13 protein-coding genes are annotated in these 19776 nt (G+C 65.3%); 1 reads left to right on the plus strand and 12 read right to left on the minus strand.

The window, feature by feature from the left end:
* Nucleotides 1-134 precede the first annotated feature (134 nt).
* From purD to prmA, 6 genes are all read right to left on the minus strand, one after another.
* Nucleotides 135-1430, minus strand: a complete 1296-nt coding sequence (gene purD / locus AC2CQI_RS23400; RefSeq protein ID WP_075804686.1) for a phosphoribosylamine--glycine ligase — start codon at nucleotides 1428-1430, stop codon at nucleotides 135-137.
* A gap of 205 nt (nucleotides 1431-1635) precedes the next feature.
* Nucleotides 1636-3237: a bifunctional phosphoribosylaminoimidazolecarboxamide formyltransferase/IMP cyclohydrolase gene (purH, locus tag AC2CQI_RS23405; RefSeq protein ID WP_075804685.1), complete on the minus strand. Its 1602-nt coding sequence runs from the start codon at nucleotides 3235-3237 to the stop codon at nucleotides 1636-1638.
* Between the two features lie 77 nt (nucleotides 3238-3314).
* Nucleotides 3315-3635, minus strand: a complete 321-nt coding sequence (fis, locus tag AC2CQI_RS23410; protein ID WP_003186237.1) for a DNA-binding transcriptional regulator Fis — start codon at nucleotides 3633-3635, stop codon at nucleotides 3315-3317.
* Nucleotides 3632-4645 (minus strand): tRNA dihydrouridine synthase DusB, encoded by a 1014-nt coding sequence (dusB, locus tag AC2CQI_RS23415; protein WP_484578022.1) that lies wholly within the window; start codon nucleotides 4643-4645, stop codon nucleotides 3632-3634. Before dusB ends, fis begins: the two co-directional genes overlap by 4 nt.
* Before the next feature lie 221 nt (nucleotides 4646-4866).
* The gene (locus tag AC2CQI_RS23420; RefSeq protein WP_484578023.1) at nucleotides 4867-6156 is read right to left on the minus strand and encodes a DUF3426 domain-containing protein; all 1290 of its coding nucleotides are present in this window, start codon (nucleotides 6154-6156) and stop codon (nucleotides 4867-4869) included.
* A 40-nt stretch (nucleotides 6157-6196) separates the two neighbouring features.
* Entirely contained in the window at nucleotides 6197-7075 is an 879-nt protein-coding gene (gene prmA, locus AC2CQI_RS23425; RefSeq protein WP_064301578.1) for a 50S ribosomal protein L11 methyltransferase, read from the minus strand.
* A gap of 160 nt (nucleotides 7076-7235) precedes the next feature.
* Between prmA and AC2CQI_RS23430 the strand changes: the two genes are divergently transcribed.
* Nucleotides 7236-11180: a dermonecrotic toxin domain-containing protein gene (locus AC2CQI_RS23430; RefSeq protein ID WP_484578024.1), complete on the plus strand. Its 3945-nt coding sequence runs from the start codon at nucleotides 7236-7238 to the stop codon at nucleotides 11178-11180.
* 191 nt (nucleotides 11181-11371) lie between these two features.
* Here the strand turns inward: AC2CQI_RS23430 and accC are convergent, their stop codons facing one another.
* The 6 genes from accC to AC2CQI_RS23460 all read right to left on the minus strand — a co-directional run bounded on the left by accC (nucleotide 11372) and on the right by AC2CQI_RS23460 (nucleotide 19536).
* The gene (gene accC, locus AC2CQI_RS23435; protein WP_075804681.1) at nucleotides 11372-12715 is read right to left on the minus strand and encodes an acetyl-CoA carboxylase biotin carboxylase subunit; all 1344 of its coding nucleotides are present in this window, start codon (nucleotides 12713-12715) and stop codon (nucleotides 11372-11374) included.
* Between the two features lie 17 nt (nucleotides 12716-12732).
* The gene (gene accB, locus AC2CQI_RS23440) at nucleotides 12733-13197 is read right to left on the minus strand and encodes an acetyl-CoA carboxylase biotin carboxyl carrier protein (protein WP_075804680.1); all 465 of its coding nucleotides are present in this window, start codon (nucleotides 13195-13197) and stop codon (nucleotides 12733-12735) included.
* Between the two features lie 88 nt (nucleotides 13198-13285).
* Entirely contained in the window at nucleotides 13286-13732 is a 447-nt protein-coding gene (aroQ, locus tag AC2CQI_RS23445; RefSeq protein WP_075804679.1) for a type II 3-dehydroquinate dehydratase, read from the minus strand.
* A gap of 178 nt (nucleotides 13733-13910) precedes the next feature.
* Complete coding sequence (locus AC2CQI_RS23450) at nucleotides 13911-15686, minus strand: protein-disulfide reductase DsbD (protein WP_484578025.1); 1776 nt, start codon at nucleotides 15684-15686, stop codon at nucleotides 13911-13913.
* Between the two features lie 164 nt (nucleotides 15687-15850).
* Nucleotides 15851-17812, minus strand: coding sequence for a methyl-accepting chemotaxis protein (locus AC2CQI_RS23455; RefSeq protein WP_075804677.1), 1962 nt, complete (start codon nucleotides 17810-17812; stop codon nucleotides 15851-15853).
* A gap of 107 nt (nucleotides 17813-17919) precedes the next feature.
* Nucleotides 17920-19536: a diguanylate cyclase gene (locus AC2CQI_RS23460; RefSeq protein WP_484578026.1), complete on the minus strand. Its 1617-nt coding sequence runs from the start codon at nucleotides 19534-19536 to the stop codon at nucleotides 17920-17922.
* Nucleotides 19537-19776: the final 240 nt, after the last annotated feature.

Consider the following 19776-nt stretch of genomic DNA (forward strand, 5'->3'; position numbering starts at 1 on the left):
GAAATATCCCTTCCTAGCGTGATGCCGGTGCACAACTATGCGCGGCCTGCCAAGTCGAAGGCAAGGCCCCGCAGGGGCCCTGTCGACTGGCCGCAAGCCGCGCCACGCGGGCGCTGCGCTTGCGTGCCGGCGGATTACTCCTGATGCTCGCCCCGCTCGCGGGCAATGGCGCGATAGCCAATGTCCTTGCGGTAGAAAGCGCCTTCCCAGTCGAGTTCCGCAGCCAGGCGATAAGCCTGTTGCTGGGCGGCCTCGACGGTATCACCCAGGGCGGTGGCGCAGAGCACGCGGCCGCCGCTGGTGACGACCTGGCCGTCCTGCAGCGCGGTACCGGCGTGGAACACCTTGCCTTGCAGCGCGGCGGCAGCGCCCAGGCCCTTGATCGGCGCGCCCTTGGCGTAGTCGCCAGGGTAGCCGCCGGCAGCCAGGACGATACCCAGGCTCGGGCGTGGATCCCACACCGCTTCGACCTTGTCCAGGGCCTTGGCCAGCGCGGCCTCGACCAGCAGCACCAGGCTCGACTCAAGACGCAGCATGACCGGTTGGGTCTCAGGGTCGCCGAAGCGGCAGTTGAACTCGATGACCTTCGGGTTGCCGGCCTTGTCGATCATCAGGCCTGCATAAAGGAAGCCAGTGTAGACGTTGCCTTCGGCGGCCATGCCACGCACGGTCGGATAGATCACCTGGTCCATGACGCGCTGGTGCACGTCGGCGGTGACCACCGGAGCCGGGGAGTAGGCACCCATGCCGCCGGTGTTCGGGCCGGTATCGGCGTCGCCGACACGCTTGTGGTCCTGGCTGGTGGCCATCGGCAGCACGTTGGCGCCGTCGACCATGACGATGAAGCTGGCTTCCTCGCCGTCGAGGAATTCCTCGATGACCACACGGGAACCGGCTTCACCGAAGGCATTGCCGGCGAGCATGTCGCGCACGGCGTCTTCGGCTTCGGCCAGGGTCATGGCGACGATCACGCCCTTGCCTGCGGCCAGGCCATCGGCCTTGATGACGATCGGTGCGCCTTTTTCGCGCAGGTAGGCCAGGGCCGGCTCGATCTCGGTGAAGTTCTGGTAGTCGGCGGTCGGGATCTTGTGGCGGGCCAGGAAGTCCTTGGTGAAGGCTTTCGAGCCTTCCAGCTGGGCGGCGCCGGCAGTCGGGCCGAAGCAGTCCAGGCCGCGCTTGCGGAACAGATCGACGACACCGGCAACCAGCGGTGCCTCGGGGCCGACGATGGTCAGGGCGACGTTCTTCTCGGCGAAGTCGGCCAGTTGCTCCAGGGCCAGGACGTCGATGGCGACGTTCTCGCACTTGGCTTCGGTGGCGGTGCCGGCGTTGCCCGGGGCAACGAAGACTTTCTCGACCCGTTGGTCCTGGGCGACTTTCCAGGCCAGGGCGTGCTCACGGCCGCCGCTGCCGATGATCAAAACGTTCATGTGCAAACCTCGATGACGCTAATGCTGTTGGCTTTCATGGGAAAGGCCGGAGGGCAAGCCCGTTCCCACAGAACAAAACATGACTCTTGGACTTTGCAGGGCCCGTGTGGGAGCGGGTTTACCCGCGATTACGTCGGTGAATTCACTACCGTAATCGCGGGTGAACCCGCTCCCACAGGGTCCGCGTCAAGCTTGAAAGCTGAAATCAGTGGCGGAAGTGGCGCATACCGGTGAAGACCATGGCGATACCTGCCTCATCGGCGGCGGCAATGACTTCGGCGTCGCGCATCGAGCCACCTGGCTGGATGACGGCGGTGATGCCCACTTTCGCGGCGTTGTCGATGCCGTCACGGAACGGGAAGAACGCGTCCGATGCCATAACCGCACCCTGCACCTGCAGGCCGGCATGCTCGGCCTTGATTGCAGCGATACGTGCGGAGTTGACGCGGCTCATCTGGCCGGCGCCGACACCAATGGTCTGGCGGTTCTTGGCGTAGACGATGGCGTTGGACTTGACGAACTTGGCCACTTTCCAGGCGAAGATCAGGTCGTGGATTTCCTGCTCGGTCGGCGCGCGCTTGGTCACTACCTTGAGGTCGCCCTCGGTGATCATGCCGATGTCGCGGCTCTGTACCAGCAGGCCGCCGGTGACGCGCTTGAAATCCCAGGCAGCGGCACGTTCGGCCGACCATTCGCCGCAGGCCAGCAGGCGCACGTTGGCCTTGGCCGCGACCACGGCACGGGCTTCCTCGCTGACGCTCGGGGCAATGATCACTTCGACGAACTGGCGCTCGACGATGGCACGGGCGGTTTCGCCGTCCAGCTCGCGGTTGAAGGCGATGATGCCGCCAAAGGCCGATTCGGTGTCGGTGGCGTAGGCCAGTTCGTAGGCCTGGCGGATGCCGCCCTCAGGGCTGACCGCGACGCCGCACGGGTTGGCGTGCTTGACGATGACGCAGGCCGGCTTGACGAAGCTCTTCACGCATTCCAGCGCGGCGTCGGTGTCGGCCACGTTGTTGTACGACAGTTCCTTTCCTTGCAGTTGCACGGAAGTGGCGATGCCGGCTTCCGACGGCTTGGCTTCGACATAGAACGCCGCGCTCTGGTGCGGGTTCTCGCCGTAGCGCATTTCCTGGGCCTTGACGAACTGGCTGTTGAAGGTGCGCGGGAATTCGCTGCGGCCTTCGGTCGACAGGGTCTCGGCGGCCTGGTTAACAGTGCCCATGTAGTTGGCGATCATGCCGTCGTAGGCGGCGGTGTGTTCGAACGCCTTGAGCATCAGGTCGAAGCGCTGGGCGTAGGTCAGGCCACCGGCCTTGAGGTTTTCCAGGACGCTGGCGTAGTCGCTGGCGTTGACCACGATGGCCACGTCCTTGTGGTTCTTCGCCGCCGAACGGACCATGGTCGGGCCGCCGATGTCGATGTTCTCGATGGCGGTCGGCAGGTCGCAACCCGGCTTGGAGATGGTGGCTTCGAACGGGTACAGGTTGACGGCGACCAGGTCGATCGGCTTGATCCCGTGCTCCTGCATGATGGCGTCGTCGGTGCCGCGACGGCCGAGGATGCCGCCGTGGATTTTCGGGTGCAGGGTCTTGACCCGGCCGTCCATCATTTCCGCGAAGCCGGTGTAGTCGGCGACTTCGACCGCGGCGACGCCGTTGTCCTGGAGCAGCTTGAAGGTGCCGCCGGTAGACAGGATCTCGACGCCGAGGCCTTGCAGCTCACGGGCGAATTCGAGGATCCCGGTCTTGTCGGAAACGCTGATCAAGGCACGGCGGATCGGCAGGCGGGTAGTCTGGTCGGTCATTTCAGATTCCATAACGCGGTGGAGTCAGCAAAAAAGGCGAGCTCGCCGGGAGTCGCCTTTTTGGTTGGGGTTCTGGCTTACAGCAGGTCGTACTGCTTGAGTTTCTTGCGCAAGGTGCCGCGGTTCAGTCCAAGCAGCTCGCTGGCCTTGGTCTGGTTGCCCTTGACGTAGTTCATCACGCTTTCCAGCAGGGGCGCCTCGACTTCCGAGAGCACGAGGTTGTACACGTCCGTGACGGCCGCACCTTCGAGGTGGGCGAAATAGTTGTGCAGCGCCTTTTCCACGCTTCCGCGAAGGGTCTGGCCCTCTTCGCTGGGGGTATTGAGGTGCTGTTTCAGGTTGACGTTGTCGCTCACGGGCGTTGTTCCACTCACTAAAGTCTCGGTCATCATCGTCATGCGGCCACCCCTTGTCCGTCCTCTGTCTCAAGGCTCTGTTCGCGTTCGCGGAAGAACTGGCGAACGTCGGCGCATTGCGCTTCTGTGTCTTCCAAACGATTGAACCGGGCGCGGAATTCCTTGGCCCCCGGTAACGTTGCCAGGTACCAGCCAACGTGCTTGCGGGCGATTCGTACGCCCATTACATCGCCGTAGAAGGCATGCAGCGCTGCCAGGTGTTCCAGCAGAATCCCTTCCACTTCGCCCAGCTGCGGCGCCGGCAAGGTCTCGCCGGTGCGCAGGTAATGCTCGATCTCGCGAAAGATCCAGGGTCGTCCCTGGGCGGCACGACCGATCAGCAGGCCGTCGGCGCCGGTGCTGTGGAGCACCTCGCGGGCCTTCTGCGGTGACGTGATGTCGCCATTGGCAAAGACCGGGATCGAAACCGCCCGCTTGATCGCGGCGATGGTTTCGTACTCGGCATCGCCGGTGTACAGGTCGGCGCGGGTCCGGCCATGCACGGCCAGCGCCTGGATCCCGGCCTGCTCGGCGATCTTCGCCACGACCAGGCCGTTCTTGTTGTCGCGGTCCCAGCCGGTACGGATCTTCAGGGTCACCGGCACCTCCACCGCGGCGACCACCGCGTGGAGGATTTCACTGACCAGCGCTTCATCTTTCAATAAAGCAGAGCCGGCGGCCTTGTTGCAGACTTTTTTTGCCGGACAGCCCATGTTGATATCGATGATCTGCGCGCCCAGCTCCACGTTTGCGCGAGCTGCGGCGGAAAGCATCTGCGCGTCGCCACCGGCGATCTGTACCGAGCGCGGTTCGGGATCGCCTTCGTGGATCATGCGCAGGCGCGACTTGCGGCTGTTCCACAGGCTCATGTCGCTGCTGACCATCTCCGACACCACCAGGCCTGCGCCCATCCGTCGGCAAAGCTGGCGGAAAGGCTGGTCCGTGACTCCGGCCATGGGGGCCAGGATCAGGTTGTTCTGCAGTTCGTATGGGCCGATGCGTACCGCCGACATAGGAGTTCCCTGTTGTGGGGCCGGATCATTAGAGTTCGAAAAAGGGTGGGCATGATACCCGCTCTCGATGACCGGATAAAGATGAATCTGGATAAAATCTGAACAGTTGGGTCGCTCTGGCGACCAGCTACAAGCCTCAAGCTTCAAGCCACAAGAAAGAGCAACCGCGTGCCGCCGCTGCTTTTTCTTGTGGCTTGGAAGCTTGCGGCTTGCCGCTGCTGTCATTCGGGAGAGCGGAAGCTCAGGCTGTAGTTGACCGCCTTCGGGCCCGGATCGAGGATGTCCAGGGCGATGTGGATCGGGGTCTGGCTGGGCATCTCGTCCTTCCCGGCCAGCTCGCCGCTGAGGTACTCGGCGGGCTTGAAGCGCCGGCTGGCGATCAATTGCCCGTTGAGGTCGGCGAAGCGCAGTTCGAGGAGCGGGAACGGCTGGGAGAACGGTGCACGATTGTAGATGATCGCGTCCACCACCAGCGCGCCCTTGAAGTCAGGATGGCTGCGTACCACCAGATTGCTGCTCTTGATCCGGCCGATATCCACCTTGGACGGCACGGTGCAACCCAGGGTCGGGCAGAGTTCCTGGAACCACGGACGGTATTGGTCCTGGCGGGCCAGTTCGTCGAAGTGATACCAGATGTACTGGGTGGCCAGGCCGGCAGCGGCCAGAAGGATCAGCACTGACCACAGCAGCTTGCGGCCCAGGGTGCTTTTCGGCTTTTGCCAGTCGAGCTGGATCGGGTCGTCGACCAGGTCGACCAGGGATTCCTTGCGCGGCGCGCTGCCGGCCGGGGGCAGGGCGCCCAGTCCCGGTTCGCGACGCTCGGAGATCTCCGGTTCGGGGTCATCCGCCTCGTCATCATCGTCGCGGGCCGACAGGCGAGCGCCGCGCTCGACGGGCTCGTCCTGTTCTTCTTCATCGAGGGCCAGCGAGCGGACCGGCGGCGTGTCGTCCGGCTCCGGCAGGTCCAGCGAAAGCGAAGGCTCGGTGCGGATTTCCGGCTGCGGTTGCTCTTCCTCGGGGCGCTCCAGTTGCAGCGGCGGCTCGTCGAGTATCGGCGCTACCGGGTCGCGGTCCTCGGTGCTGAACAGGCCGTCTTCCAGGCGCTCGTCGGCATCGGCGTCATCGCGCTTGGCACTGAGGCTGTCTTCGCGGCGCGGGGTGGCGTGGAACGACAGGCTCGGCTGGATCTCGCGCTGTTCGAGGCGGGCCAGCTCGCTGTCGAGGTCGAGCTGGTCGAGGTCGACCTCGCCCCAGGCCGGCAGGGCCGGTGCCTTGTCGGCAGGGGCGGGTTCGAGCGGCGGCTCGGCGGTTTCCACCACGACCGGTGCCGGAACGGGCGGGCTCAGGACCGATTGCAACGACGCATTCTGTTCCAGCAACTGCTTGGCGGCATTGAACACTTGCAGGCAATTGCCGCAGCGCACGACCCCGCGCGCCACGCTCAGCTGGTTATGGCTGACGCGAAAGCTGGTCTGGCAATGCGGGCACTGGGTGACGAAACTGTCGGTCATGCGGCGATCCGGGGTGGGCTGAGGTGAAGTCTAGGTGCTGTTAGCGGCGGCGACCACTGATCCGGACCCAGCCGTCGCGCACGACGATCGGATCCAGGTCGAAGTCCGCCGCGTAGGCCGCGGCCACCTCTTCGCCTTGCTCGGCGAGGATGCCCGACAGCGCCAGCAGGCCGCCCGGACGCACCAGGCCGCTGAGCTGCGGTGCCAGCGAGACCAGCGGGCCGGCGAGGATATTGGCCACCAGCACGTCGGCCTGCATCGCCGGCATCTGCTCCGGCAGGTACAGGTCGAAATCCGCCTCGGCGATGCCGTTGCGCCCGGCGTTGTCGCGGGAGGCTTCGAGGGCCTGCACGTCGATATCGGTACCGGTGGCACGGCGCGCGCCCAGCAGCAGCGCGGCGATGGCGAGGATGCCCGAGCCGCAGCCGAAGTCGAGCAGGTTGACGCCTTTCAGGTCCTGGCCGTCCAGCCATTCCAGGCACAGGGCGGTGGTCGGGTGGGTGCCGGTGCCGAAGGCCAGGCCCGGGTCCAGCAGCAGGTTGACCGCATCCGGCTCCGGCGCCGCGTGCCAGCTCGGCACGATCCACAGGCGCTGGCCGAAGCGCATCGGCTGGAAGTTGTCCATCCAGCTGCGCTCCCAGTCCTGGTCGGCGATGACTTCGGCGTGGTGTTCCGGCAGCTCGGCGCCGGTCAGCAGTTGCAGGTGGGCGAACACCGCCTCGGGCTCGGCATCGGCCTCGAACAGCGCCAGCAGGTGGGTGTTGGACCACAGTGGCGTGGTGTTCAGGTCCGGTTCGAAGATCGGCTGGTCCTCGGCATCCATGAAGGTCACGGAAACCGCGCCCACTTCCAGCAGGGCGTCTTCATAGGTTTCGGCCTGTTCCGGAGTGATGGCCAGACGAACTTGTAACCAGGGCATGGGGGTACCTTCACCAGGGGATTCAGCGCAGTGCTGCGAAAGCCCGCCAGTCTACGCGAGCCGGGCGGCAAAGTGGATAACAACCCGGTTAACTATCTATCACCTCGTCGTGCCAGGACTCACGCACCCTGACCTGCCTCATTCAACAAGGAGTCAGACGATGAGCACGAAGCTGGAGGATGGCGCGGCACGCCTGTCGCTGCTGCAACTGACGCGCTGGGAGCTGTGGATCGACGGGTTTTTCGAGCAGCGGCCGTTTTTCGAGGTGTTCGCCCGCGAGCGCCTGATGGTTCACCTGCGCACCTATTACCCGCAAGGCGATATCGCCCCCGGTTTTCGCCGGGCGCTGCTGCTGGCCTTGCTGCAACGCCTGATCGACGGCCAGTTGGCGGATTTCGACGCCGACCTGCACGGCCCGCTGCGCTGGCTGATGGAGGATGCGCCGGAGGATGGTGAGGAAGGCTGGAGCGAACGCCAGCAGACCCTGATGCAGATCATCGAGGGCGCGGCGGCCGGGGTGCTGGACGATTACTGCCAGGCGCTGCGCCGGCAATGGGTGCAGCGCCCGGCCGGACTCGATGAGCGAAGTGCACTGGGTGAGCGTTTCCTTGAGCGTCTCGAAGAACATTGCTCGGCGCTGAAGGCGCTGTTCTGCGCGGAAACCCTGAAGCGCTTCGATGGCGAGAGCCTGCAGCACTATATCCAGGACATGGATAAGCGCTGGCGCACGCTGTTCGAGGGGACTGGCAGCCTGCCCGAGGCCGAGCGCCAGCAGATCGACGCCCTGGTCCGGGTGGCGCTGGGCGACTGGTTCGGCGCCCTGAGCGGGGAAGAGCTGGAGGTGCTGCGGCATTTCCAGCGCCAGCATGGCCTGCTGCGCGAACAGCTCGCGTTGTTGCTGTATGGGGTGGACTCCCTGGAGGCCCATGCTCGCCTGGCGATCATCGACCACTGCCGGTTGACCCTCGGCCTGGACATCGACCCGGACGAACTGCAGGTGCGCACCCGGGTCGAGCATCCGCGTTACCCGGTAGAGCGAACCCTGCGTCTCGCTGAGTTGGTCGCCGAAGGCCCGTTCGCGCCCGGCCGGGACAAGGCGCGCACCTTGCTGCGTGATCCGGGCGCGCTGAACCAGGTGCTGCCGCCCGGCTTTCTCGACGCACTGCTGTTCACGGTCGACCCCCGCGCCGGTTATCACCAGGCGCTGGCCGAGCGCTATGCCAGCCCCGAGGTGTTCGCCGCGCTGCTCGACCTGAACGACATGCGCCTGCAGCAGAGCGCCTTCATCGCGCGCTGCAAGGGGCACCTGGGCGCCGACAGTTATGCGCGGGTCTTGCGGGTCCGTGCGGGGAACGGCGTGGGCCGCGACGCTCCGGGCGACAAGGTCACCGGGGTTTCCCAGTTCCCCGATGAGCCGCTGGCGCAACTGCTGCTGTTCTATCACGAGGACGACGCGCACCAGTTGTCCGGGCTGGTGCTGTATGCGCCCGGCAAGCCCGATGGCCAGGAGTGGATCGAGCTGGCCTCGCTGCGCGCCCTGGCCGTGGAACTGGGCCAGTGGCTGGCCGACGAGGCGGGCACCCGCTACCTGCTGGAGCGCATCAATGTGCGCGGGCAGCGCAAGGCCCAGCAGTTCTACACCAGCGTACGCGAACGTGCCGATGCCTGGGACCTGTCCCGCGACCATCGTGGCCCGCGCCATGGCTACGCCGAATGCAGCCGCTACCTGGTCGAGTTGGGGCGGGACAACCATCTCGAACAGGTTGCCTGGTACGAAGCGCCGCACTGGTTCGCCGAGCTGCCGCTGGACAAGCGCCGGGTGATCGCCGGCCTCAACGAGGACCTGCGCCTGCTCAACCAGGCGATGCAGCAGCAGGTCGACGAGCAGGAAAGCCTGCTGGCGTTCTCCCGGCGCACGGTCAAGGCGGCCATCGCCAATTACCTGCGCGATTGCGGGGTCACCGGAGAAGTCGATCCGCAGACCATCCTCTTTGATTTCTTCCCGGGGCTGAATGCCTCGGGAAAGCTCACCCGCACCCTGCTCGACCTGGCCATCTATGGCTATGACGACAATTGGGGCCTGGACAACCCGCGGATGCCGGTGCGCTCATCCGTCGGCCAGGACCTGGGCAGGGTGCGTGCTGCCGAACTGCTGAGCTACGTGCGCAGCGCCTATATCGGCTCGGCGTATGCCGACTCGATTCGCGGACGTTTCCTCGACCCCACCGACCCGTTGTATGCCAAGCGCCGGGCCCTGCACTTCGCCCTGGCGCAAACCACCCTGCTGCGCGATGTACAGGCCACGCACGGGAAGCAGATGATCGATGACGACGAGCGTGACTGGTTGCTCGAGGTCGTCGGGCAACTGGCCGAGGTGCGCCAGCCCCAGGGCGAGTCGGCAGACAATATCGCCGGCGACGGGCTGTTCCGCTTCACCCTCAACGGACGCAAAAGCACCGGGTTGTATGTGTTCCGGCGTATCGTCGGCGGCGTGGCCCAGGACTGGCTGTACACGCCGCAGGCGCCCGACGGCCTGACCTTGCGCAAGTACCAGGGCTTCGTCGGCGCCGGCCGTGGCGCGCTGCACGACTGGTATCTGCAACATGTGCGCTTCGTCGACCGGCCGCAGGTGTCCGAGTGGCTGCTGCATCTGGCCAAGGGCGAGCGAACCCGTGACACCCTGCGCGAAGGCAACCGGATTGGCGACTTCATGGCCGAGTACGACGCGTTCCTGGAGAGTCATGTCAGCGATATCGAGGCGGTGACCCGCAGCCGCCACGAGGTGATCGTCGAGCAGGTGACCAAGGGCCTGCTGTACGCGGCCTTTCCCCTGAGCCTGGCGTTTCCGCCGCTGGGCTTCGCCCTCGACGCGGTATTCATTGCCATCGGCAGCGCCAAGGCGATCGCCAGCCACATCGCCGATGACGATTCGGCGGCGCTGAACCACTGGGTGGGCGTGGCGATTGCGCTCTGGGGCATTGCCTTGCCGGGCGCCTGGGGCGCCTTGACCCATGCTTCGCGGGCCGGCTTGCGCAAGGCCAGCGAGGCCAGCCGCTGGACCCAGCTTACCGATCAGGCCCGGCCGGGCATCCGCCAGGGCGAGCGGGCGGCGGTCAGCGTCATGGATGAGCAGCGGGCGTTGCGCAAGGTCCCGGACAACCTGCGCAGCATGGAACGTGGCGGGGTCTGGCGCGGGGTTTACAGCCGCCTCGGTGACGACGGGCGTGAAGCCTTCTACGTCAATGATCGCGGGCGCTACTTCCAGGTGCTTCACGACCGTGGCCTGAACACCTTGCGCCTGCTCGATCCCCGTTATCCGCGGGCCCACTACCGGGTGCCGATCCGCCTGGGGCCGGGCAATCGCTGGCAGTTCAACGAGCGGGTCGGGCTTCGGGGCGGGGCGCCGAGCCAGTATCTCGGGCGAGTCTGGGACGTGGCGGAGGCGTTCCCGGCGCGGACCAGCCCGCTGCCGCAGCGCGGTGTCCTGCAGGGTGAGGGCCTGATCGCGCGCTTCAACCCGGCGAGCAGCGACAACTACCTGTACTCGCTGAATATCGAATCCTGCGTTGCCGTCTGCCTGTACAACCCGGCGACCCATGGCGGGGCGCTGATCCATGTCGATCACAATATCGGCCGGCTGGTGGAGGAGGCGCTGGACACGGCGCTGCACGGCGTTCTTCGTGGCGGGGAAGAAGGGCGGGTCAGTGCTGTGCTGGTGGGGGGCGACTGGCTGTCCACGGCGGCGGATATCGGTGGGCCGCTGCGTTCGGCCCTGGCGCGACGGGGCATCCAGGCGCAGTGGGACCATTGGTCGTATTCGTCGTGCCTGGGCAATATCTATGGCGTGTGCTTTGACCTGGCGGACGGGGCGACACGTGTGTTCACCTCGACCCGGTCCAGTGTGCAGAAGGTGCTCGACCCGATCCTGCTGGAGGCTTCGCTGGGTGGCAACAGCGCTATCGCCGTACGGGCCCGACGCTTCATGCAGCGGTTCCGCCAGGAGCCGCTGGTGCAGCGGGGTGACGGGCAGGTCACCACCCTGGCCGGGCGGCCGGCGACGGTGCAGCAGATCGCGGCGCAGTCCCTGCAACTGACTACCCTCTAGCAAGCGACGCTGACCCCTGTGGGAGCTGGCTTGCCAGCGATGAAGCCGGCTTGGGCAATGAAGTTGTCTGGTCTGGCCCTATCGCTGGCAAGCCAGCTCCCACAGGGTCCGTGTTGTTCTCCAGAACAATAAAAAAGCCCCGAACCTGGGTTCGGGGCTTTCGCATTCACAGCGGGGCAAAACCGTCCGGATTACTCCGAAGCCAGCTTGTGCTCAAGGTAGTGAATGTTGACGCCGCCCTTGCAGAAGGCTTCGTCACGGACCAGCTCGCGGTGCAGCGGGATGTTGGTCTTGATCCCGTCGACGACGATTTCATCCAGGGCATTGCGCATGCGTGCCATGGCTTCTTCGCGGTCTTTACCGTAGGTGATCAGCTTGCCGATCAGCGAGTCGTAGTTCGGCGGAACCGCGTAGCCGCTGTACAGGTGCGAGTCGACGCGAACGCCGTTGCCGCCTGGTGCGTGGAAGTGCTTGACCGTGCCTGGGCTCGGGATGAACTTCTTCGGGTCCTCGGCGTTGATCCGGCACTCCAGGGAGTGACCACGAATCACCACGTCATCCTGGGTGAACGACAGCTTGTTGCCAGCGGCGATGCTCAGCATCTCCTTGACGATGTCGATACCGGTGACCATTTCCGAAACCGGGTGCTCTACCTGCACGCGAGTGTTCATCTCGATGAAGTAGAACGCGCCGTTCTCGTAGAGGAACTCGAAGGTACCGGCGCCACGGTAGCCGATCTCGACGCACGCCTGGACGCAGCGGGCGAAGACTTCCTGGCGGGCCTTCTCGTCGATGCCCGGGGCCGGGGCTTCTTCCAGGACCTTCTGGTGACGACGCTGCAGCGAGCAGTCACGGTCACCCAGGTGCACGGCGTTGCCCTGGCCATCGGAGAGCACCTGGACTTCCACGTGACGTGGGTTGGTCAGGAACTTCTCCAGGTAGACCATCGGGTTGCCGAACGCCGCACCGGCTTCGGTACGGGTCAGCTTGGCCGAGGCAATCAGGTCTTCTTCCTTGTGCACAACGCGCATGCCGCGACCACCACCGCCACCGGCGGCCTTGATGATCACCGGGTAGCCGACCTGGCGAGCGATCGCCAGCGCGGTTTCCTCGTCTTCCGGCAGCGGGCCATCGGAGCCCGGTACGGTCGGTACGCCGGCCTTGATCATGGCGTCCTTGGCCGACACCTTGTCACCCATCAGGCGGATGGTGTCGGCGTTCGGGCCGATGAAGGCGAAGCCGGATTTCTCGACCTGCTCGGCGAAGTCGGCGTTTTCCGCCAGGAAGCCATAGCCAGGGTGAATGGCAGTGGCACCGGTGACTTCGGCCGCGGCGATGATCGCCGGGATGTGCAGGTAGGAATCCTTGGATGCGGCCGGGCCGATGCACACGGACTCGTCAGCCAGGCCCAGGTGCATCAGCTCGCGGTCGGCCGTGGAGTGTACGGCGACGGTCTTGATACCCAGTTCCTTGCAGGCACGCAGGATACGCAGGGCAATTTCGCCGCGGTTGGCGATCAGAACTTTTTCCAACATCGCAGGCTCTCCGCGGTTCAAACGATGGTGAACAGCGGCTGGTCGAACTCAACCGGCTGGCCGTCTTCTACCAGGATGGCGTCGATGACGCCGCCGATATCGGCTTCGATGTGGTTCATCATCTTCATGGCTTCGACGATGCACAGGGTGTCGCCTTTCTTCACCGACTGGCCGACTTCAACGAAGGCTGGCGAGGTTGGCGAGGCTTTGCGGTAGAAGGTACCGACCATTGGCGAACGGATCACGGTGCCTTTCAGTGCAGGCGCAGCAGCGGCGGCCGGAGCAGCAGCGGCAGCGGCTGGCGCCGGGGCGGCAGCTGGAGCGACGGCGGCGGCAACCGGGGCCGGCGCGTAGTACTGCTGGGCTGGCGCCTTGCTGTGGCGGCTGATGCGCACGGACTCTTCGCCTTCCTTGATCTCCAGCTCGTCGATGCCGGACTCTTCCAGCAGTTCGATCAGTTTCTTGACTTTACGAATATCCATTAATCATCAACTCCCAAGATTTGGTCAGGGTCGTATGAACGTGATTGAAACGTTCTTGAAAGCCTGGCGAAGGCCAGGCCCGCGTTATTCAGGATTTGGCGGCCAGTTGTTCCAGGGCGGACTCCAGGGCCAGGCGGTAACCGCTGGCGCCCAGACCGCAGATCACTCCCACGGCTACATCGGAAAAGTAGGAGTGGTGACGGAACGGCTCGCGCTTGTGCACGTTCGACAGGTGCACTTCGATGAATGGGATGCTCACCGCCAGCAATGCGTCACGTAATGCGACGCTGGTGTGGGTGAAAGCCGCCGGATTGATCAGGATGAAGTCCACGCCTTCGTTGCGGGCGGCGTGGATCCGGTCGATCAGTTCGTACTCGGCATTGCTTTGCAGGTACTGCAGATGGTGGCCGGCGGCGCGGGCACGCTGCTCCAGGTCCTGGTTGATCTGCGCCAGGGTCACGGCGCCGTAGACACCGGGCTCGCGCGTGCCGAGCAAGTTCAGGTTGGGGCCGTGCAGCACCAGTAGGGTCGCCATCTGCGCATCCTTTGATTTTTTGTAGGACATGAATACAAGCGCGGCGACTATGCCGCAAAGACCCGAGCACTGTCCAGTTGCCTGCAATAGCCAGCACGATGACCGAGATTCGCGCGAAATATATGACTATTTTGTTAATCCCGGTCATCAGTCGCGGGTTTTTCGCAGCCCCGGGAAGTTATAGACGCAGATCGGCGCGGATGCGCTGCAGATGCTCGGCGAATTCGCCGGCGTTGGTCTCGCCCACCACGCGAGCGGCGCTGTTTTCGCTGCCGTTTGCCGCAAAGAACAGCAGTGCGGGCGGGCCGAACAACTGGTAGCGGTCGAGCAGGGCGCGCTGTTCGGCGCTGCTTTGGGTGATATCGAAGCGCACCAGCCGGTATTCCTTGAGCAATGGCAGCACGTTCGGCGCATTCAGCACTTCATGCTCGATCACCTTGCAACTGATGCACCAGTCGGCGTACCAGTCCAGCACCAGCGGCTGGCCGGCGGCCTTGGCTTCGGCAAGAACGCGGTCGAGTTCGGCGGGGCTGTCGATGGTTTGCCAGGTGTCGCTCTTCGCCTGGCTGACGACGGCGGCGTTGCCGGCGACGGGCAGGGGCCGCAGCGGATCGCTCTGGCCACTCAGCGCGCCATACCAGCAGGCCACGGCATAGACCAGCAGGAACAGGCCGAGCAACTGGGCCAGGCGCTGGCGCGGCGCCTTGTAGCCGAATTCCAGAGCGCCGAGGAACAGCGCCACTCCGGCGGCCAGCAAACCAACCAGCAGCAGGGTGACCTGCCCCGGCAGCACGCGGCTGAGCAGGCCGATGGCCAGGCCCAGCAGCAATACGCCGATGGCGTTTTTCACCGTCACCAGCCACGGCCCGCTCTTCGGCAGCCAGGCGGCACCGCCGGTCGCCACCAGCAGCAGCGGGGCGCCCATGCCCAGGCCCAGGGCGAACAGCTTCAGCGCGCCGCCAAGGGCATCGCCGCTGGCGCTGATATACAACAGGGCGCCGGCCAGGGGCGCGGATACGCAGGGCGAGACCAGCAAGCTGGAGACCACGCCCAGCACGGCGGCGCCGAGCAGCGAACCGCCCTTGGTGTTGCCGGCGACGCGGTCCAGGCGGTCATTCAGGGCACGCGGCAGTTTCAGCTCGAACAGGCCGAACATGGCCAGGGCGAAGAGCACGAAGAACAGCGAAAACGGCACCAGCACCCAGGCCGACTGCAGGCGTGCCTGCAGGTTCAGGCTGGCGCCGAACAGGCCCATCAGCGCGCCGAGCAGGGCGAAGCAGGCGGCCATCGGCAGCACGTAGGCCAGGGACAGGGCCAGGCCGCGCAAACCGCCGACCTGGCCACGCAGGACCACCCCGGAAAGGATCGGCAGCATCGGCAGCACGCAAGGGGTGAAGGTCAGGCCGACCCCGGCGAGGAAGAACAGCAGCAGGCTGTTCCAGGTCCAGGCTTGCTGGGTGCTGGCTGCGGGCGGGGCGGTGGCGCTGCTGTTGCCGGCAATGCTCAGGCGTTCGGTTTCCGGCGGGTAGCACAGACCCTTGTCGGCACAGCCCTGGTAGGTGACCACCAGGGCGAAGGGACGTTGGTCGTCGCTGCGCGGCAGGTCGATATCGAGGATGCCATGGTAGACCTCGACATCGCCGAAGAACTCATCGTGCTTGGCCTCGCCGGGCGGCAGTTGCGGCGTGCCCAGGGCGATGTCGGCGGGTTCGGTGCGGAACTGGAAGCGGTGGCGATAAAGGTAATAGCCTTCGGCGGGGACGAAGCGCAGCTTGATGGTCTTGCTGTCGCCGTCCATCAGGTTGAGCTTGAAGGCTTCGCGCACCGGCAGGAAATCAGCGCTGTTGTTCAGGGACGACGCGCCAAGGGTGGCACTGGGGCGGCTGTCGAACAGGCCGGCGCCCATGGCGGGCAGGGCAAGGGCCAGCAGCAGGAGGCAAAGCAGACGACGCATGGTGGGCTCGCGGGGTGGGGCGGAAATTCCCGCATGATAGCCGACTCGGGGATTTGCTGCGTTGCTGATGGCCCTGTCGCTGGCAAGCCAGCTCCCACAGGGTGTGCGGTGTACACAGAAACCTGTGGGAGCTGGCTTGCCAGCGATAGGGCCCGAAAGGCCACCTACAAACGGAAAGCCCGAACCGCCGTATTCAGTTCTCCACCCAACCGCAACAACTGCTCGCCCTGATCGCGCCCTTCACCGATCCGCTGCAGGTTGTCCTCGCCCAGCCCGTGAATCCGCTCGCTGTGATCGCGAATCTCGCTCACCGCGCCACTCTGCTGCGCCGTCACATCGGCAATCCGCACCGCAGTGTCGGCAATGGTCTGGATTGCCGTGACGATTTCATCCAGCGCACCATCCGCCGCCTGCGCCTGGTTGGCCGTGGCCTCGGCGTGTTCGAGCTGGGCGCGCATGCCTTCCACCGATTCCTGCGCGGCCTGTTGCAGGCGCACGATCAGGGTCTGGATCTCACCGGTGGCGCCGGTGGTGCGCTGCGCCAGGGAGCGCACTTCCTCGGCGACCACGGCGAAGCCGCGGCCCATCTCGCCGGCACGCGCCGCTTCGATCGCCGCGTTGAGGGCCAGCAGGTTGGTCTGTTCGGCAATGGCGCGAATCACCGTCAGTACACCACCGATGGTCGCCGACTCCTGGGCCAGCTCCTCGACCACCTGGGCATTGCCCTGCACTTCGTCCACCAGCTTGCGCAGCCCGGTCAGGCTCTGGCCGATCACCGCCTGGCCCTGTTCCACCGCTTCACCGGCCTGGCGGCTGGCATCGGCGGCCTGGCTGGCGTCGCCAGCCACCTGGACGATGGTGGCTTCCAGCTCACCCAGCGCATCGCGAATCTGCGCGGTGTCCCCGGCCTGGCGCTCGGCGCCGTCGTGCAGGGCGCTGCTCATGCCGGCCAGGGCACGGCTGCTGCCGGCCACCTGCTCGGCGTTGTGGCGGATGGTCCCGACCAGTTCCACCAGGTAATCCCGCAGGCGGTTCAGCGAGTCCTGGATATCGTGCATCTCGCGGTTGCTCGGCGGCAGGTCGATGGCCTTGCTGAAATCGCCACCGGCCCACGCCGACAGGGCTGGATCAAGAGCGGTCAGCACCCGCGCCAGGCGCCGTTGCAGACGGTCGATCACCAGGGCGATCAGGAGGATCAGAGCAATCATCACGCCTTGCATCAGGCGCACTTCGCTCTGGATCTGCCCGTGCTGGCTGCGCACGCCCGGCTCCAGATCGGCGATGGCCTGCTGTACCGCAGCGATACGCGAGGTGGTGGTGGCCGCCAGCTCGCCACGGCGCTGGATCTGCTCGCGGGTCCGTTGCAGCTCGGCCGGATAACGAGTGATCAGGCTATTCAGTTCGCGGCGCAGGCCGATCGCAGTGTCTTCGGCCTCGCTCTTGCTCTCGCTTTCCAGGCCCATCATCGCGGCGAAGTCGTCGGAGCCGGAAGCGCTGGCTTCCTTGACGCCGAGCAGCGGCAGGGCGTCGAGGATCTTCGCCTGCTCGGCCATCAGGTTCAACTCACGCTCGACTTCCTCGGCCAGCTCCGGACGACCGCTGCTGACCAGCTTGTCGCGGGCCAGGGACAGCCGGCTCAGGTGCAGCCCGGCTTCGAAAAGAGGGGTGGTGTAGCGCGCGCCTTCCGGGTTGTTGCCGTTCTGCGCGTAACGCAGCCATTGCTCCAGGTTGGCGCCCAGCTCGCGCTCGGCCTGCAGCAGCAGGGCCTGGGGATCGCCGGCCAGCTTGCCGGCGGCCAGCAGTTCGTTGCTGGTGAAGGTGGCCAGGCTGTCGAGGCTCGGGCGCACGCTCTGGACCAGGTCTTCCGGCAACTGCTTCAGCTCTTCCTGGAGGTCCTGGGTGGCCTGCAGCGCGGTGGCATGCTGCAGTGCATCGCCGCTGCCGAGGTAGGTCTGGATATTGCGCGCCACCTGGTTCTGGAACTGCTGGGACAGGCCCAGGTAGCGCTCCATCAGCAGATACGGTCGCTCCAGGGCCTTTTGCGACCACCACAAGGTGGCGCCCAGGGCGAGGCAGACCAGGACCAGTAACAGGGTGTTGAGATTGGTGAGCAGCTTCAGGCGCATGTGCTTGACTACCGACGGCTGGAAGGCAAGGCACTGAAGTTATTGCGATTTTATGACGTGGTTATGACGAACCCGTCTTCCGGGTCAAAAAAAGTGGCCATTTGACTTCACCACTCCACCCGCACCACCCGATTGCGTCCGGCGCCTTTTGCGCGGTACAGCGCCTCGTCGGCGGCGGTGGCCATGCTCAGGGCGTCGAGCTCTTCGCTGAGGGCCACGATACCTGCGCTGAAGGTGCAGGACAGGTCCTGGGGCTGCGCCGGATAGTGGATCTCGGCGAAGCGCTGGCGGATCTGGTCGAGGACCTTGTGCGCGGCGTCGATATCGGTGTTGGGCATGACGATGGCGAACTCCTCGCCGCCATAGCGCCCGATGTAGTCGGTCTTGCGCAGGCGCTGCTTGAGGAACAGCGCCAGGCTCTTGATCACCCGGTCGCCCATGGGGTGGCCGTGGCTGTCGTTGACCTTCTTGAAGTGGTCGATGTCGAGCATGGCGAAGCTCAGTGGCCGGCTTTCCCGGCGGGCGCGGAAGCTGCAGTCCTCCAGCAACTGGAGGATATGGGTGTGGTTGTACAGCCCGGTCAGGCTGTCGCGGACCATCCGCGCCTTGAGGTTGCGTGCCCGGGCCGCGCGGTTGCGCACCGTGGTGATCAGGTGGCGCGAGCGGATCGGCTTGGTCAGAAAGTCGTCGCCGCCCTCGCTCATGGCGTCCAGTTGCTTGTCCAGGTCGTCCTCGGCGGACAGGTAGATGATCGGCACGCTGACATAGCGGTCGTTGTGGCGGATCACCTTGGCCAGTTCGGTGCCGGTGCAGGCCGGCATGTACATGTCGAGGATGATCAGGTCGGGCTGGAAATCGGCCAGCTCGGCCATGGTCTGGATCGGGTCGGTCAGGGTGCGGGTGACGATCCCGGCGTTGTTCAGCAGACGCTCGGTGTGCAGGGCCTGGGCCCGGGAGTCGTCGATGATCAGCACGCGGAAGGGCTCGTACTGGGTGACGCTGGTGAGCAGTTCGACCTTTTCCAGCAGGCTCGAGGCTTCCAGCGTACCGGTTAAGAACTCCTGGCCGCCGGCGCGCACGGCGGCGAGGCGGGTCGGGGTGTCGGTTTCGTGGAGGCTGAAGAACAGCAGCGGGAGCCGTTGTTCCAGGCCCTGTTGGGCCTGTTCGGCGAGCACCAGGCCCTGGCCGTGGCCGCAGAAGTCCACGTCCATGACAATGGCCGAAGGTAGGCGCTCGCTCATCGAGGCGCGAAAGGCCTCGGCGGTGAACAGGGCTTCCACGCCCAGGCCGAAGAACTCCAGCTGCTTGGCCAGGCGCTCGGCGCGATCGTGGTCCTGGAGCATGATGTACACCGGCTTGCGCAGCGGCGGCAGGGTGGTCTGTTCGAGGCGGTCGCCCTGGCGCAGGCCGGTGCGCGACAGGCGCTGCATCAGGCGGTTGAGTTCGCTGATCAGGGTGCTGCTCAGCCGTGCGCTATTGGCCTCGACCGCGTCCAGGGTCTGGCCGATGGCTTCGGCCAGCTGGGTGTGCTCCGGTTGCTCGAAACGCTCGGCGTAGCGTTGCAGGCGCAGGTTGGCCTCGCACAGCTCACCAAGGTCGCCGCTGGACCATTCACTGCGCTGCAGACGCTGCCAGATTTCCAGGATCTGCCGGGCCTGATGAATGACCCGCTGGGCAAAGTGTTGCTTGAGTCGCTCACGATTGGGGTCTTCTGGCTCGGTCATGTCCTGACTACTTCTTATTAAAGGTGAGGCAGTTCGAGTGATGGCTCTATGCTAGCACCACTTTCGACGCAATCGAGTGCCCTGCATCAATTTTTTGACGCCGGAGATTCATTCAGTTCGTGACCCGATGGTCGTTTATGCGATCCTGCCCCCTTGCTTTATAGTGGCCGTCACCCGGACCGCCCCTGGCAGCAGTGCATCCGCCGAGTTTTGCGATGCGCTGGCACCAATGCCCGGCTG

The organism is Pseudomonas sp. P2S-1 (assembly GCF_057197725.1).

Bases quoted from the DNA above. Each gene is read 5' to 3' on its own strand.
- AC2CQI_RS23420 (WP_484578023.1), bottom strand. From the start codon at position 6,156: ATGACCGACAGTTTCGTCACCCAGTGCCCGCATTGCCAGACCAGCTTT.
- AC2CQI_RS23460 (WP_484578026.1), bottom strand. From the start codon at position 19,536: ATGACCGAGCCAGAAGACCCCAATCGTGAGCGACTCAAGCAACACTTT.
- dusB (WP_484578022.1), bottom strand. From the start codon at position 4,645: ATGTCGGCGGTACGCATCGGCCCATACGAACTGCAGAACAACCTGATC.
- fis (WP_003186237.1), bottom strand. From the start codon at position 3,635: ATGACGATGATGACCGAGACTTTAGTGAGTGGAACAACGCCCGTGAGC.
- purH (WP_075804685.1), bottom strand. From the start codon at position 3,237: ATGACCGACCAGACTACCCGCCTGCCGATCCGCCGTGCCTTGATCAGC.
- purD (WP_075804686.1), bottom strand. From the start codon at position 1,430: ATGAACGTTTTGATCATCGGCAGCGGCGGCCGTGAGCACGCCCTGGCC.
- AC2CQI_RS23430 (WP_484578024.1), top strand. From the start codon at position 7,236: ATGAGCACGAAGCTGGAGGATGGCGCGGCACGCCTGTCGCTGCTGCAA.
- AC2CQI_RS23450 (WP_484578025.1), bottom strand. From the start codon at position 15,686: ATGCGTCGTCTGCTTTGCCTCCTGCTGCTGGCCCTTGCCCTGCCCGCC.
- accC (WP_075804681.1), bottom strand. From the start codon at position 12,715: ATGTTGGAAAAAGTTCTGATCGCCAACCGCGGCGAAATTGCCCTGCGT.
- AC2CQI_RS23455 (WP_075804677.1), bottom strand. From the start codon at position 17,812: ATGCGCCTGAAGCTGCTCACCAATCTCAACACCCTGTTACTGGTCCTG.
- accB (WP_075804680.1), bottom strand. From the start codon at position 13,197: ATGGATATTCGTAAAGTCAAGAAACTGATCGAACTGCTGGAAGAGTCC.
- prmA (WP_064301578.1), bottom strand. From the start codon at position 7,075: ATGCCCTGGTTACAAGTTCGTCTGGCCATCACTCCGGAACAGGCCGAA.
- aroQ (WP_075804679.1), bottom strand. From the start codon at position 13,732: ATGGCGACCCTACTGGTGCTGCACGGCCCCAACCTGAACTTGCTCGGC.